Source organism: Flavihumibacter sp. CACIAM 22H1 (assembly GCF_001601815.1).
In the GTDB taxonomy this organism is placed as follows: Bacteria; Bacteroidota; Bacteroidia; order Chitinophagales; family Chitinophagaceae; genus Flavihumibacter.
The window spans coordinates 1-14,581 of record NZ_LUKG01000096.1; the positions used below are offsets into that span (position 1 = coordinate 1).

Below are 14,581 nucleotides of genomic sequence, written 5' to 3' on the forward strand. Positions count from 1 at the left end.
GGCCAAGAAGGTAAAAGCAGCTACTAAAAGTGTATATATATTCTTTTTCATATCAATTAATTTAACGTGATAAAATGGTGGAGATAGGGGGGCACAAAGCACCCCGATAAGAGGAATTCCTGCTTTGATCAAAAAGAAAACGGGTTAAAAGCGGCTAAATCAGGAAACTGCTGTGTTGCAGATAAAGAGGGGTGGGAGCCGTTTCAGCACCTGCATCAGGAATGGTTTCCTTTACAGGAACAGGTGCATGGTTAGCGTCTTTGGTTTCGGATACGCAGGCCACCGGTTGGCGTACGGTCTGGATCCTTGACTTGATTTGTAGGAAATGTTCTTCTGCTTTTTCTTCGGTATTGCTTTTTTGCTCACCGTTATTGCAGGTTTCGGAAACGGATGCGGGATCAAATAACTGCTGAATGGCTGTTCCGGGTATACTTGCTACCAGGAAAATTAAGCAGGCAACTATGGCAATGATCCGTTTCATCATAGTGCTGCAAATTTACTAACAGCCATTCGTATTTTTATTTAGGTAATTGTTAAAATGCCTTCAGGGCAGGGGGGGCGGGCTATTGAGGGCAAACCTGCGAAGGTAGGCGCGGGCTTTGAGGCCGGAAGCTTTGAGATCGGTATCGCGCCAATGGCCGTTGGAAGAGGCGGAAGGAAGTAATACAGAACAGGTTTCGTTTTTATCGGAAACAGACCAGGTTACCCAACTGATGCGGTTTTTCTCCGACCAATTGATCCAGCGTTCCCACTCTTCCTCATCCAGTTGCCCGTTGCCGGTAGCTTCCATTCCGGCAGATTCGGAAATAAAGAGTGGAATTCCTTTCGAAAGCGCATACGCCCCCCGGCTTCGCAGTTGTTCGCGATGTGTGCCTGCATAATAATGGAGGGTATACATGATATTGGTCTGAACCGGTAATGGATCATCCGCTACCAGGTGCAGGTCCTGGTCCCAATGCGGGCTACCGACCAATATCAGGTTATCCGGGTCTTTAGCGCGGATCGTTTTAATCAGTTCAGCTGCATAGGCTTTTACCGCTGGCCAGGTTTCCTGATCCGGTTCATTGAAGATCTCATAAATAATATTGGGATAATGACCATAACGCTGCGCAATATCCGCGAAAAAAGCTTTCGCTTCTTCGAGCTGAATATTGTGTGAATGCCAGTCTACAATACAGTAGATACCTGTTTCAATGGCAGCATCCAGCACTGTTTCCAGTGCTTTCATTGCAGATTCTTTCGAATGCAGGTAGCCGTTAGGAGCAGGTTCAATACCTATTGCAGCCCGCACCAGGTCTGTTTTCCAATCCTGGTACAACCATTCTACAGCTCCCTTTGTATAAAACCGGGGATGAAAATTATGCCAGCCAAAACTCATTCCTCTTAATACTACAGCCTCTCCCTGCCGGTCGCAGAGCTGTGTACCAATTACCTGTAATTGTCCATACCGTTTAACCGGTTGCCCCATAAGCAGCAGTTGCATCAAAAGGAAGCAGAAGAATAAGCAGGTGCGCATACTAATAAATTAAAACACCCGGCGGGGTAAGCCGCCGGGTGCAAGATTAAGCAAATGCTTGTGTAATATCGTCCTTGATATCATCAATGTGTTCGATACCAAGAGAAATCCTTAATAAACCCGGTTCAACACCGGCTGATTTTTGTTCTGCTTCGGTAAGCTGCTCATGGGTTGTTGTAGCCGGATGAATGATCAGGGTTTTGGCATCTCCTACATTGGCCAGGTGGCTGATCAGTTCCAGTTTATTTACAAACGCATCGGCAGCTTCCTTGCCTCCTTTGATTTTGAAGGATAATACACCCCCAAATCCATTCCGGAGATATTTTTTTGCCAGTGTATGGTATTTGTTGTTTTTCAAGCCCGGGTAGTTTACATATTCTACCTGCGGTTGTTGTTCGAGCCATTCTGCTAATTCCTGGGCATTATCCACGGTTCGCTGCACGCGCAGGCTCAGGGTTTCAAGACCTTGCAAAAACAGGAAGGAATTAAAGGGGCTTACTGCCGGCCCCAGGCTTCTTAACCCGGTAACCCTTGCACGAATGATATAAGCAATATTGCCAAAGGGGCCGCCTGAACCAAAAATATCCCAGAACTTCATGCCATGGTAAGCCTCATCGGGCTCTGTGAAATAAGGGAATTTTCCATTTCCCCAGTTGAAATTTCCTCCGTCAACGATGATGCCGCCAATGCTGTTTCCATGTCCGCCAATCCATTTGGTAGCCGACTCCACCACCACATTTGCACCAAAATCAATCGGGCGGCAGAGGTAACCCGCAGCGCCAAAGGTATTGTCTACGATCAGGGGAATACCGTGCCTCGAAGCAATATCTGCAAGGCGTTCGAAATCCGGCACGCTGAAACCCGGGTTACCGATTGTTTCTACGTAAAGCGCTTTGGTACGGGCATCGATCTTCGCTTCAAAATCTGCCGGGTCATCTCCATTGGCAAATCGTACTTCAAAGCCCAGTCTTTTAAAAGAAACCTTGAACTGGTTATAGGTGCCGCCGTATAAAAAAGAGGAAGAAACTATATTATCCCCTTGTTGTAATATGTTTTGAAAGGCAATAAACTGCGCCGATTGCCCGGATGCCATCGCCAGTGCCGCTACCCCGCCTTCTAATGCTGCTACTCTTTTTTCAAACACATCCGTGGTCGGATTCATCAACCTGGTGTAGATGTTTCCAAACTCACGCAGCCCGAATAAATTAGCCGCATGTTCTGCACTGTCGAATACATAAGAACTGGTCTGATAAATGGGAACTACCCTTGATTTGGTTACCGGATCAGGCTCCTGGCCGGCATGTACCTGCAAGGTTTCGAACCGAAGTTGCTTTGACATAATTAAGTGGATTTAAAGATTGACTGTTTCACAAATAGCATTGTCTACAAATATACTAGGAATAACATCGCATTGTGTTAAAATTTCTACCTACGGTAAAATCAAGCCCTGCTATGAGCTGGATCAGCTTTTGCCGGGGCAGCCCTGCTTAATTTACCCTGATTAAGGCCGGATAACACCGGCTCGGATGGGCGGCGCAGTGCCCTGCAGGCATAAGCTGTTGCCGGGTTGCTTTAAAACAAGCCTTTAAACACACAGTCATGCTTAAACGAATATTGGTGCCTACGGATTTTTCTCCCACGTCGGAAAGAGCTTTTCGGTATGCGCTTGAAGTAGCCAGTCGTACCGGTGGAACCGTGGTTTTATACCATGTGTATGAACAGGTAGAGGCAGGTTTTATTGACAATGAAACCAAACGTACAGCCTATAACCAACAAATGGAGACCGACCTGTTGAAGGAACTGAATCGCATGAACGTAAAATACCAGGCTGCTTTTCCAAAGGTAATCGTATCTACTGTACTCGGGCATGCTCCGGTTGTTGATAATGTACTGGGTTTTGCAGAAGAGCATCGTATGGATACCATTGTTATGGGTACCCAGGGAGCAACCGGACTGAAAAAAACGCTGCTTGGAACCATTGCTTCAAGGATTGCAGAAAAATCCGATTGGCCGGTATGGCTTATTCCGGAAGCCTATGAATGGAAACTTCCGCAACACCTGGTATTGGCAACCGATTACCAGCTAGCGGATAAAAAAGCCCTGCCGCTGCTGACAGCAATAGCTTCTGTTTTTGGGGCAGATATAACCGTTACCCGCATTATAAGCGGTCATATAACCAGGGAGGAAACTGCAAAGGAACAGGCCAGGTTCAGTGAATACAGCAACTTATTGCAAAAGGATTTTGCCGCCAGCTCCTTGTCCTTTCAATTGATCACCAGTTCTTCAATTATAGATACACTCGAACATCTGGAAGAAGAAATACCGTATGATCTGCTTACTATGGTGCGGCTTAAAAAAACATTTTTACAGCGGTTCTTCACTGAAAGTTTCACCAGGAACATGGCCTACCTAACCCGGCATCCGTTTTTGGTGATGGCGGATGATGCCTGATTTTTTGCTTGCTTTTCCCGGATTTTAGGGTCAGGTAAAAAAAGGAACACTATATTTCAGGATTAAACTGAATAATCCTGTTACTATGCATGGAGCTGTCTCTATTACCCGCAACCTGGTAGCCATTCCTTCCGTAAATCCTATGGGCAAAAACTTGTCCGGGCCTTTTTATACAGAAGGCGCAGTAGCGGGTTATATCCGTGATTTTTTGGCAGCATTGGGAATCAGTGCAGAGTTATTTGGCGAAGATCCTGAACGCCCCAACCTCCTTGCTTATATCAATGCGGGTAAACCTACCACGGTATTACTGGAAGCGCATATGGACACCGTTTCAGAAGAACATATGTCTATTGCGCCTTTTGATCCGGTTATTAAGAACGGTTTTTTATATGGCCGCGGTTCCTGCGATACAAAAGCATCCCTGGCCACCTATCTACATGTTATACGAACCCTTCTACAGGAAAAAAAACAGCTGGCGTATAATGTAGTACTGGCTTTTGTGAAAGACGAGGAATATTCTTTTTCCGGTGCCAGAGAGCTGGTTGCAAAAGGCGTAAAGGCAGATTTTGCAATTGTAGGAGAGCCTACCGAACTCAATCTTATTTATGCACACAAAGGCCTGTGCCGTTTTTTTATTCATACCGAAGGCCGTAGTTGCCATTCCAGCATGCCCTGGAACGGCGATAACGCCATTTATAAAATGGCCCCGATTCTGGAGGGTATTGCTGCTTATGCCAAAAGCCTGGAATCGGTTCAGCATCCTGTACTGGGGCAGGCAACCATCAGCGTTGGAAGGATAACAGGCGGACAAACTGTTAATACCGTACCCGCTTCCTGCAGTATTGAAATCGATAACCGGTTATTGCCGGGTATGACATTCCAGACAATCCTGCAGGAACTGCTTCCATTTTTGGGTGATCCTGCCGGTTATAAGATCAGTGCGCCCTACCTGCTGGCCATGGGAGTAGACAATGCACCGGATGCACCGCATTGCCAGGCACTTATGCAGGCCTGTGCACGTGCGGGCACCCGGCCTGCTTTACAGGCAGCCCATTATGCAACCGATGCGGCGATCTACCAGGAAGCCGGTATACCATGTGTTGTATTTGGTCCGGGCTCCATTGCACAAGCACATACGGCCGATGAACATATTGCGCTTACGCAGATCGAAAAAGCCAGCGATATACTGCTGCAACTGCTACAGGGCGAAAATTAATACACTTATTTGATGAGGTGCTGATCGTACCCGTTGCTAACAAGTAACTCATAGGCTTCCCAAACTTCGGCCGGTATGGGTTGCTCAATCTGGAAGCCCTTGGCAGGATATTCTTTGATCCGTTGAAGATCTCCTACCATAATATTGATAACCCGTTCAAGCGGAATTTCTTCATTCGGGTATGCATCAAAGGAAATGGGCGGAGAGCTGACAAGTAGGTCTTTTTCCGGCCAGTTTTTTTTGAAAGTTGCATAACTACGCCGTTCCATATAGGGTTTTTGCACCACTATAAATCGCTGGGGGTCTAATCCTTTTGCTGCCAGCAATTCTTTTGAAAAACGAATATTTTCACCCGTGTTGGTAGATTTGTTTTCGATCAGGATGGCGGATTCCGGTACACCCATTGCCAGGGCGATGCGGGCAAACTTATCGGCTTCTTTTTCTGTCCACATACCCTGGGTGAAATTTCCTAAACCGCCTGATAACAGCAATAAGGGCGCAAGTTTATTTAACCAGCATTCAGCGGCCCATTCAGCTACACGGAGGTCGTGACTGCCCAATGCAAAAATGCAATCCGAAGGTTGAAGCTGGTGGTGCATGTGGTGATAGTCCCAGATCAAACGGGCGGCTGTTTCAACAAGTTTATTCATGCAGCATTTTTCAGGAATTAAAACTACTGGTTTTCTTTGCGACGCTGGTAAATTTTCAGTTTTTCATTGATGTAGTTGATCATGTCTTCCTGGTTAGATTGCCGGCAGAATTCATAGCTTGGCCGAAACCGGAGCATAAAAGTCTGGAGAGAATCTCCATGAAGGCCGGTGTATTTTTGAACAAAGGAGGTTGAAAACCTGAAATCAACATATTCCATTTCTTCGTTGTAGAGCAGTCTTTTTTTCAGTTCCCTTTGTTGTTTGGCTTTGGAGGAGAAAAAGCTAGCCGGACTCAATACAATACCGAAACCGGATTGAGGGGTATTTTTTCCGGTTATGCCTGGCAGTGGTTTGTCTAATAAATGACGGTATGCTTCTCTTCTTTCCAGTGAGTCAGCCTGGTAATCGCGATCGGAGACAACAATTGTTTTTAGGAGGCTATAACGTTGTTTCAGCGAGATATCGTACCCGGTCACAAACATGTGAAATTCTACTTTCAGGGTATCGGGTGCGTAACCGATGGCGGTAAAAACGAGGCGGTTTCCTTCTGCGGCGGGAATGCTGTAGCGGCCGTTTTTGGACACCACGGTAGATTGTTGGGTGTTGAGGTTAAGTACAAAAACATCCTGCAGGAGGGAGTCGGTGTTGGCATCAAAAACAGTTCCGCTGATTTGTTGCTGGGCGAGGCAGTCTTTTCCTCCCAGGAAACAGGCCATAGAAAGCAGGAATAGAAGTAAGCGGTGCATTCGTAAATATACGTCAGACAGGTGTTAGAACAACGTTCTAACACCTGTCTGACGTGTAAAACGAGATTTCCCGGATTCGTAAATGCTTTTCCCTTTTTCGTAAGCAGCAATCCAACAGCTCCCAGTATGTTTGCGCTGCATTTACTCGCACTCAGGCATAGGATCAGATCTGCTCCTATGTGGTCACCCATCATACAAGTAGGTAAACCATTTATTCATGCATTGGCTTCAACCGATGACAAGCACCCGGCTGCTTCTCATCCCCTGTTTTATTGTCCTTTCGCTTCAACTTGCAGCGCAATCCTACCCAGGGCAGGACTCTGGCCGCATCGCAGCACTCAACGAAGTAGTTGTTACCGGCTTATTCGGCACAGCTACCCTCAAACAATCCGTTTTTAAGATCCGCACCATCAACCAGGCCACTATCCTCGCAAGGGCCGCCAATGATACCTATTCCCTGCTGGCTGCCGAACTCGGTATACGACTTCATGCCGATCATGCACTGGGCGAAACCGACCTCAGCATCCTGGGAATGGGCGGTAACAATATAAAGATCCTGGTAAATGGTATTCCCCTGCTCGATCGGGGAAGTACCCGCCAAAGCCTTGGACAAATCGATATCAACTCCATCGAACGCATTGAACTGGTTGAAGGCCCCATGAGTGTTCTGTATGGGTCAGACGCCCTGGCTGGTGTAGTCAATATCATTACTAAAAACGCCTCCGCAAAAACAGCTACCCTGGCCGTACAGGCAAAAATCCAGGAAGAATCGATGGGCCAGGTTTACGCCCCCTTCTCCGGCAACGGTATTCACCAGCGTACTGTAGCTGTCAGCCAGCAAACCGGAAAAATTGCCAGTAATGCCTATTTAACCAGTATTGAAATGGGCGGATGGAAAGGAGCTGCCCCCCTGCGCGCCCGGGAAATCCGACCCAAGCAGCAATTGCTGACCGGCTTTTCAACAGCCTACCAGTCCGGAAATTGGAAACTGCTGTACCGGCTCGATTACCTCCATGAAGAAATTTATGCGCCCGGTCAATATAACCAGAACAATACCGCAGTAGACGCCTATTACAAAACCAACCGCCAAACCCATCAGCTTTCGGCCGACTGGCAGGCCCATTCCAAACTGCTTATTCAAACCGCTTTTTCCTACCAGCAGTATCAACGAACTACAAGTACCTATCGACTCAATTTTTTGGAGGGCACCAAAGAACCCTCCACCAATGCGGGCGAATGGGATGAGGCCAGGTTCAATGCCGCTTTTGCACGCATTACGGCCCGTTGGAACTGGACCAGCTGGCTCAAACTACAACCCGGTTTGGAATTCAAATCAGAGCAGGGAATGGGAGATCGGATTAGCGGCAGTCCCCGCATTACTGATTATTCGGTTTTTCTAACCGGCGAAGTTCAGCCGCTTAAACCATTGCTGATCCGCCCCGGTCTGCGGATGAATCGAAATTCGCAATACGACGCACCCCCGGTTATCAGTTCGATCAATGCTAAATACCAATTCCTGCCCAACTGGGATATCAGGGCTTCCTATGGCAGGGGCTTCCGCGCACCGGCTTTAAGAGAACTGTATTTTCAGTTTTTTGATGCCAACCATGCTATTGAAGGCAACCCCGAGCTGAAAGCCGAGTCCTCCGATAGCTACCAGGCTTCCATCAGCTGGCAGCCGGAAAAAGCTGCCAACAAAGCCGATTGGAAATTTAGTCTATCCGCATTTTACAACAATTTCAGGGACCGCATTACGCTGGCACAAGGCAGCGGAAACCTGTTTACATATTTCAACCTCGATCGATTTAAAACCAAAGGCACCGCAGCAGAACTGCAATTCAACTATCGCCGGTTTACCCTTCAAACCGGACTGCTGGTGATCGGCCGATTCAATGCTTATTACGGCAATGATACCTATCAGTACAACGGAACTTCAGCATTTGCCTGGTCGCCCGAAGCCAACCTCAACCTGCGGTATACCATTCCTGCATGGGCACTGGAAGCGGCTGTTTTTTACAAGTTCAACGGAAAGCTACCGGTGTTTACAGCCTCAGCAGTAGCCGGACAAGAAAAACAGCAAGTGTACCTGGCCGAAACAGCTTCTTATCACTGGGGCGATTTCAACCTTACAAAAACCATCGGTCCTTATCTCCGCCTGCAGGCAGGGGTAAAAAATATATTCAACGTTAGCCGGATCAACAATACAGCAACAGCCGAAGGATCAGCACACACCGGCTCCGGACCTGTGCTGCTCTCCTATGGACGATCCTGGTTCAGCTCTTTACAATTTAATTGGTCAAAACAAAACAAAAAGAAAAATGCAGCAACAAGCAGGTAGTGTCGTTTGGTTTATCAGTGCATTGTTAGTACTGAATTCATGTACCCGGAAGGAAGAATCCCTTCCCGTAATTCCACCTTCAGCAGGTGCCCGTCTTCAATTAAACGGAGGAGCAGGCGGAGCTGCTGCTATCAACACGGTTTTCCTTGATCTGAGCACGGCCAAACAAGACTCCGTTAAACGAACTGCCTGGGATCTGGCGCTTTATACGGGCAATGATTTCAGTGTTATGATAAACAATACCACGGTTGCCCTTGCAAAAGCAACCACTAAAAGCAACCTGGCAGATGTTAGCGCTGCCGATACCGCAGGCATGGTGCTGGCGCTGAATCATGCAGCACCCAGTGCCACCGAATTTGCGCTGCTGGATGATATCGGAGGCGATTTGTCCAAAACGGTTATTGGTACCATTTCAGCCACCGAATCAGCCAATAAAGTTTATATCCTGAACCGGGGTACCGGCGGTGGCGTGGCTGCACGCGACTGGCTGAAAATAAAAATTATCCGGAAAGGCAATGGATACAGTATTCAATACGCAAAAATTGCAGAAGCCAACTTTTCCACCATTGACGTGGTAAAAAATAACTCCTATCAATTCAACTATATCTCTTTTGATAACGGACCGGTTACCGTAGAACCAGAAAAAGAAAACTGGGATCTTCAGTGGGGGTATGCAGTCTTTAAAACAAATTTTGGCGGAGGTGATGTGCCATATGCATTTTCCGATCTGATCGCCATCAATTTTCGCGCCGGCGTACAGGTGGCGGAGATATTAACCAGTACTACCAGTTATGAAAATTTCAAAGAAGCCGATCTGGCAACGGCCAGTTTCAGCGCAGACCGCTGGGCCATCGGCAGTAACTGGAGGGCCACCACCGGCGCCGCCATCGGTGTAAAAACAGATCGCTTCTACCTGGTCAAAGACAGCAATGGAAATTATTACAAGCTGAAGTTTATCAGTTTTACCAGCCAGGATGGCGGTACCCGCGGTAAGCCGGAACTAAGTTTTCAACTGGTAAAAGAAGCTTAATTGGTCGTTCAAATCTCTGAGCGGTGACCAGCGAGTAAATGTTACCGATCAGCTACCGGCCTCGTTTCTACGAGGCTGCTTTTAAACAAACAAATATGAAAAATTTTTTTATTGCGCTGTTTTTTTTATTGCCCCTGCTCTCATCCGCACAGCAAAGAATTGTATCACTCAGCGGTGTGGTAAGTGAAATAATTGTAGCAGTTGGCATGGAAGCCGCTATTGTAGGCGTAGATGTTACCAGTACCTATCCGGCCTCTCTTGCACAAAAACCAAAAGTTGGCCATAACCGGGCTATTTCCGCGGAAAACATATTGTCTCTTCAGCCCGACCTGGTTATCGGCATGCAGGATCAATTGAACCCCGCTGTGCTGCAACAGCTCAAGGCAGCAGGCATCCGACTGCAGTTGTATCAACAGGAATACAGCCTGGCTGGCACAAAAAAATTACTCCTTGCCATTGGCGCATTACTGCAGAAGAAAAAAGAGGCGGCGCAGGTAGCGGCTCAGTTCGACAAGCAGGTAGCAGCATTAAAGATCCTGCCTTCCAATAAAAAATTAGTTTTTGTATATGCCAGGGGAGCAGGTGCTTTATCCGTAGCCGGCAAAGAAACGCCAATGGATCAGCTGATCCGCCTGGCGGGCGCGCAGAACCCCCTTTCCTTTACCCAGTATAAACCACTCACCACCGAAGCGCTGGTGGCTGCGGACCCCGACCTGTTATTGTTGTTTACCAGTGGTTTGAAAAGTGTTGGAGGTGTAGAAGGTTTTCTGAAAGTACCCGGCGTTGTGCTTACCAAAGCCGGTAAAAATCATAAAATAATTGCGATGGATGGAGAACTGCTCAGTGGTTTTGGGTTACGACTGCCGCAGGCCATCCAGGAACTAAATAATATGCTTCATGAATAAGCCCGGTTGGATCCGAATAGGATTGATCCTGTTGCTGTTGCTGGCCCTGTTAGTTTCCGCCGGTCTGGGCGCCCTGTCCATTTCTCCGGTGCAGTTAATCGCTATACTGGGAAATGCGGTGGGGCTATCAACAGAGGCCGACTATTCAGAAACGATGTCAATAGTTTTTTGGCAGATCCGGTTGCCGAGGCTCTTGCTGGCCCTGTTAGTAGGCAGCAGCCTGGCTTTATCAGGAGCCGCACTACAGGGATTATTTCGTAATCCGCTGGCTGATCCTACTTTGATCGGGATCTCCTCCGGCGCAGCATTGGCGGCTGTTTTAATGATAGTACTCTTAACCTATCTCCCGTTTTTTTCTGCTGAAAACAGCTGGTTATCGAAGTACTACTGGCTCAACCTGTTTACGTTTATAGGTGCCTGTGCTTGTTCATTTTTGGTGTTTCGATTAGCCCGTACCGGGGGCAAAACAATGGTAGCCACTTTATTGCTGGCCGGCTTGGGCGTAAACGCATTATGCGCCGCCTGTACATCGCTGGTAACCTACCTCGCGAATGAAGAAGAATTGCGGTCGATCAGCTTCTGGTCCATGGGTAGCCTGGCCGGTGCAAGCTGGCAGGTACTTGCGGCCATTGTGCCATTTACGCTGCTTCCCTTTTTTATACTGCCGGCACTGGGCAAATCCTTAAATGCCTATTCGCTGGGAGAAGCCGAAGCCGCCTATATCGGAATAAATGTAAAACGCCTCAAATGGACGATTATCACCCTTTCTACCTTATCAGTTGGTGCGGCAGTGGCTACCTGTGGTATTATCGGCTTTGTGGGACTGGTGGTGCCGCATATACTGCGCACCATCTGCGGCACAGACCATCGGCATCTCTTATTGAACAGCGCCTTGCTGGGGGCCGTACTGTTGTTGCTGGCAGATACCATCAGCAGAACCATCATCGCCCCGGCAGAATTACCGATTGGTATTGTAACAGCATTGGTAGGTACTCCCATTTTCATAGTGCTGCTATACCGGCAGAAAAAAAAGATCACCCTGTAAAATTCTACGATGCTGGAGATCCAAAAATTATATTATAAAATTGGCCCTCAACCTATTCTTGAAGATATTTCGGCCTGCATTCGGCCCGGGCAGTTAACGGTATTGCTGGGTGCAAATGGGGCAGGGAAATCAACCCTTCTTAAGGTCCTGGCGGGTGAAAACAAACCTTTCCGGGGCAGTGTAACCCTAAAGGGCCGGGCAATCAGCAGCCATCGTCCGCAGGAACTGGCCTTGCGCCGGGCCGTGCTTACACAGCAATACAGCCTGTCGCTTCCCTTCCGCTGCCGCGAAGTGGTAATGATGGGGCGGTATCCGCATTTTAAACAAACGCCGTCCTGTTCAGACCAGGAATTGGTTCGCCTGGCAATGGAAGAAATGATGGTAGAACAACTGGCCGACCGCTGGTTTCATACCCTGTCGGGTGGCGAACAGCAACGGGTACAAATGGCCAGGGTGCTGGCACAATTGTACCCGCTTGCGTCGGTTGCAACAAAATTCCTCCTGCTCGATGAACCCACTTCCAGTATGGACTGCCTGCAGCAGCAACTCTGTTTGCGTAAAGCAAAAGAACTGGCGCAGGCCGGCTGCACGGTTGTGGTGGTCTTACACGATTTAAACCTGGCTGCACAATATGCAGACCAGGTGCTTCTTTTAAAAAATGGAAAACTGCTAAAAGCCGGTGCCAGTGCCGAGGTCTTTCAGCCTGATTTAATTCGGCAGGCTTACGGATACGAGGTGGAGATCATTTATCATAATGGCGTTGATTTTCCGATCCTGTTACCGGTTTTCACAGGTTCCAAACAATCAGTTAACGCAAAAAAAATAGCCTGAAATGTCAACAACAGTTAGTGGTTCTCTAAGTAACCAATGGATTCAATGCAGAAAAGAACAGCCCCGCCTGCGCATCCGGGATGCGGCGCGTTCAATGGGTGTTTCGGAGGCGGCCCTGCTAGCTTCCTTTGCCGGTACAAGTGTTATACGGCTTCGCCCCGAGTTCGGCGCCCTCCTTACCCAAATGCCCACCCTGGGAAAAATTATGTGTCTTACCCGTAACGAAGCATGTGTACAGGAGCGGAAGGGCGTGTTCGGGTCGGTGGATGTATCGAACAAACAGGTAGGATTAGTAGTGGGTGAAGAAATTGATCTGCGCTTGTTTTTCAGCGCCTGGGCCTTTGCCTTTGCGGTGTTGGACGATGACGCAGCGGGTTTTAAAAATTCCATCCAGTTCTTTGATCAGCAGGGCGAGGCCGTATTGAAAGTGTACTTAACCAACGAATCAGATCCGGGGGAATTTGAAAAAATGATCCGTGCATTTGCTACCTCGCAGCAGGAGAAAACAATTCAGGTAATGCCGCCCAAACCGGCTCCGGTGTATAAGGACGAGGACCTTGATGTGGACCTGTTCCGGGCCGAATGGGCAGCGCTGAAAGATACCCATGATTTTTTCCCCTTACTGCGTAAGTTTTCTATTTCTCGCCTTGGCGCTTTGAAGAACGCAGGGCCATTTGCGAAGGAATTGCAAACAGGCGTTGTGCAAGAGTTGCTGGAAACAGCGGCTAGAGAGCAATGGCAGCTGATGGTATTTGTAGGCAACCAGGGGGCTATCCAGATTTATACCGGCGAGGTGCAGAAGATTGTTGCTATTCCGGGCTGGATAAATGTGATGGACCCGGACTTCAACTTACATATTAAAACAACGGCTATTGCTTCTGCCTGGCTGGTAAAAAAACCAACGGTAGATGGCCTGGTGCATTCGCTTGAGGTGTTTGATGCGGCGGGAGAACTGCTGGTGCAGTTTTTTGGCAAACGCAAACCAGGTATGCCGGAATCTGAACAGTGGAGAAGGGGTATCATTAAAACGTCAGACAGGTGTTAGGACAACGTCCTAACACCTGTCTGACGCCTCTACAGGGAGATCTCCGTCACCGCACCGTACTTCTCCGCAATTTTTTTGATGGTAGCCGCTTTGCCTACCAACACAAACTGCAACTTGTCCTGCGGAAAATAAGTTTGGATGATCTGCCGGGCTTTCTCCAATGTCAGCCCATCTACATTTGCCTGGAAATTATTAATGAACGACTCATTAAACCCATACCAGAACATCTGCGTCATCAAACCCGATAACTGCCGGCTCGTCTCAAAATCAGGAGGAAACTGCCCCTTCACATAATTCTTAGCAGAGGTAAGTGATTGCTCGTCCACCCCCTCCGAATGCAACCGCTTTAACACTTCCAGCGCTTTATCAATCGCCGCTTCGGTATTCTCTGTTGCCGTAAACGTACTGATCGCAAAACTTCCCCCGTATTTAAGGGTGTTGAAACCACTCCGCGCCCCATAGGTAAGCCCGGTATTTACCCGCAACTCATCATTTAACATGGAAGTAAACCTGCCCCCAAATAATGTATTGATCACATCAATGGCAATATAATCCGGGTTATTACGGCTAATACCCGGCGCACCAATGATAAAGGTGGTTTCCCTGGCATCGTTCTTATTGATCAGCAATACCCTGTTTCCACCTGGTTTTTTAATAGAAGCCGACGCCCCTGTTTCCTTGTCCATTACCCCCTTTTTCCAACCCGACAACAGTTTTGTTACCAATGCCTTCATCTGCGCAGGTTGAAAATCGCCCGCAATTGCAATGGCCGAACCATTCGGAATATACCTGCGCTCATAAAAGGAAC

At 48.0% G+C, this 14,581-nt stretch carries 14 protein-coding genes; 8 read left to right on the forward strand and 6 right to left on the reverse strand.

Annotated features, from left to right (window positions below):
* Nucleotides 1-154: 154 nt before the first annotated feature.
* Genes A1D16_RS19040 through A1D16_RS19050 form a run of 3 tightly spaced genes read right to left on the reverse strand, consistent with a single transcriptional unit; the run spans nt 155 to nt 2,855 of the window.
* Entirely contained in the window at nt 155-484 is a 330-nt protein-coding gene (locus A1D16_RS19040) for a hypothetical protein (protein ID WP_290712466.1), read from the reverse strand.
* Nucleotides 485-544: 60 nt separating this feature from the next.
* Complete coding sequence (locus tag A1D16_RS19045; protein WP_290712468.1) at nt 545-1,516, reverse strand: glycoside hydrolase family 5 protein; 972 nt, start codon at nt 1,514-1,516, stop codon at nt 545-547.
* Nucleotides 1,517-1,562: 46 nt separating this feature from the next.
* Nucleotides 1,563-2,855 carry an O-acetylhomoserine aminocarboxypropyltransferase/cysteine synthase gene (locus tag A1D16_RS19050; RefSeq protein ID WP_290712470.1) on the reverse strand — a complete coding sequence of 431 codons (1,293 nt, stop codon included), beginning with the start codon at nt 2,853-2,855 and terminating at the stop codon, nt 1,563-1,565.
* A gap of 260 nt (nt 2,856-3,115) precedes the next feature.
* Here A1D16_RS19050 and A1D16_RS19055 point away from each other — a divergent pair, with 260 nt between their 5' ends.
* Nucleotides 3,116-3,967, forward strand: coding sequence for a universal stress protein (locus tag A1D16_RS19055; RefSeq protein WP_290712472.1), 852 nt, complete (start codon nt 3,116-3,118; stop codon nt 3,965-3,967).
* Between the two features lie 85 nt (nt 3,968-4,052).
* Nucleotides 4,053-5,183 carry a M20 family metallopeptidase gene (locus A1D16_RS19060; RefSeq protein WP_290712474.1) on the forward strand — a complete coding sequence of 377 codons (1,131 nt, stop codon included), beginning with the start codon at nt 4,053-4,055 and terminating at the stop codon, nt 5,181-5,183.
* A 5-nt stretch (nt 5,184-5,188) separates the two neighbouring features.
* On the opposite strand, the gene A1D16_RS19065 is transcribed toward A1D16_RS19060, so the two are convergent.
* On the reverse strand, nt 5,189-5,833 hold the full coding sequence (locus A1D16_RS19065; protein WP_290712476.1) for a YdcF family protein: 645 nt from the start codon (nt 5,831-5,833) through the stop codon (nt 5,189-5,191).
* A gap of 23 nt (nt 5,834-5,856) precedes the next feature.
* On the reverse strand, nt 5,857-6,579 hold the full coding sequence (locus A1D16_RS19070; RefSeq protein ID WP_290712478.1) for a carboxypeptidase-like regulatory domain-containing protein: 723 nt from the start codon (nt 6,577-6,579) through the stop codon (nt 5,857-5,859).
* A 217-nt stretch (nt 6,580-6,796) separates the two neighbouring features.
* On the opposite strand from A1D16_RS19070, the gene A1D16_RS19075 reads away from it, so the two are divergent.
* From A1D16_RS19075 to A1D16_RS19100, 6 genes are all read left to right on the forward strand, one after another.
* Complete coding sequence (locus A1D16_RS19075; protein ID WP_290712480.1) at nt 6,797-8,917, forward strand: TonB-dependent receptor; 2,121 nt, start codon at nt 6,797-6,799, stop codon at nt 8,915-8,917.
* Nucleotides 8,898-9,947, forward strand: coding sequence for an HmuY family protein (locus A1D16_RS19080; protein ID WP_290712482.1), 1,050 nt, complete (start codon nt 8,898-8,900; stop codon nt 9,945-9,947). The genes A1D16_RS19075 and A1D16_RS19080 overlap by 20 nt, the downstream gene beginning before the upstream one ends.
* 95 nt (nt 9,948-10,042) lie before the next feature.
* Nucleotides 10,043-10,852, forward strand: coding sequence for an ABC transporter substrate-binding protein (locus A1D16_RS19085; RefSeq protein ID WP_290712484.1), 810 nt, complete (start codon nt 10,043-10,045; stop codon nt 10,850-10,852).
* On the forward strand, nt 10,845-11,897 hold the full coding sequence (locus A1D16_RS19090; protein WP_290712486.1) for an iron ABC transporter permease: 1,053 nt from the start codon (nt 10,845-10,847) through the stop codon (nt 11,895-11,897). Before A1D16_RS19085 ends, A1D16_RS19090 begins: the two co-directional genes overlap by 8 nt.
* Nucleotides 11,898-11,906: 9 nt before the next feature.
* A complete protein-coding gene (locus tag A1D16_RS19095; protein ID WP_290712488.1) occupies nt 11,907-12,728 on the forward strand; it encodes a heme ABC transporter ATP-binding protein in 822 nt (273 codons plus the stop codon).
* 1 nt (nt 12,729) lies between these two features.
* Nucleotides 12,730-13,773 (forward strand): ChuX/HutX family heme-like substrate-binding protein, encoded by a 1,044-nt coding sequence (locus A1D16_RS19100; RefSeq protein ID WP_290712490.1) that lies wholly within the window; start codon nt 12,730-12,732, stop codon nt 13,771-13,773.
* A 29-nt stretch (nt 13,774-13,802) separates the two neighbouring features.
* On the opposite strand, the gene A1D16_RS19105 is transcribed toward A1D16_RS19100, so the two are convergent.
* A partial coding sequence (locus A1D16_RS19105; RefSeq protein ID WP_290712492.1) for a pitrilysin family protein occupies nt 13,803-14,581 on the reverse strand: 779 nt, incomplete at its 5' end.

What these genes read in the sequence shown, in the direction of transcription:
- A1D16_RS19040 (WP_290712466.1), bottom strand. Translation starts at nt 484, where the DNA reads ATGATGAAACGGATCATTGCCATAGTTGCCTGCTTAATTTTCCTGGTA.
- A1D16_RS19045 (WP_290712468.1), bottom strand. Translation starts at nt 1,516, where the DNA reads ATGCGCACCTGCTTATTCTTCTGCTTCCTTTTGATGCAACTGCTGCTT.
- A1D16_RS19050 (WP_290712470.1), bottom strand. Translation starts at nt 2,855, where the DNA reads ATGTCAAAGCAACTTCGGTTCGAAACCTTGCAGGTACATGCCGGCCAG.
- A1D16_RS19055 (WP_290712472.1), top strand. Translation starts at nt 3,116, where the DNA reads ATGCTTAAACGAATATTGGTGCCTACGGATTTTTCTCCCACGTCGGAA.
- A1D16_RS19060 (WP_290712474.1), top strand. Translation starts at nt 4,053, where the DNA reads ATGCATGGAGCTGTCTCTATTACCCGCAACCTGGTAGCCATTCCTTCC.
- A1D16_RS19065 (WP_290712476.1), bottom strand. Translation starts at nt 5,833, where the DNA reads ATGAATAAACTTGTTGAAACAGCCGCCCGTTTGATCTGGGACTATCAC.
- A1D16_RS19070 (WP_290712478.1), bottom strand. Translation starts at nt 6,579, where the DNA reads ATGCACCGCTTACTTCTATTCCTGCTTTCTATGGCCTGTTTCCTGGGA.
- A1D16_RS19075 (WP_290712480.1), top strand. Translation starts at nt 6,797, where the DNA reads ATGCATTGGCTTCAACCGATGACAAGCACCCGGCTGCTTCTCATCCCC.
- A1D16_RS19080 (WP_290712482.1), top strand. Translation starts at nt 8,898, where the DNA reads ATGCAGCAACAAGCAGGTAGTGTCGTTTGGTTTATCAGTGCATTGTTA.
- A1D16_RS19085 (WP_290712484.1), top strand. Translation starts at nt 10,043, where the DNA reads ATGAAAAATTTTTTTATTGCGCTGTTTTTTTTATTGCCCCTGCTCTCA.
- A1D16_RS19090 (WP_290712486.1), top strand. Translation starts at nt 10,845, where the DNA reads ATGAATAAGCCCGGTTGGATCCGAATAGGATTGATCCTGTTGCTGTTG.
- A1D16_RS19095 (WP_290712488.1), top strand. Translation starts at nt 11,907, where the DNA reads ATGCTGGAGATCCAAAAATTATATTATAAAATTGGCCCTCAACCTATT.
- A1D16_RS19100 (WP_290712490.1), top strand. Translation starts at nt 12,730, where the DNA reads ATGTCAACAACAGTTAGTGGTTCTCTAAGTAACCAATGGATTCAATGC.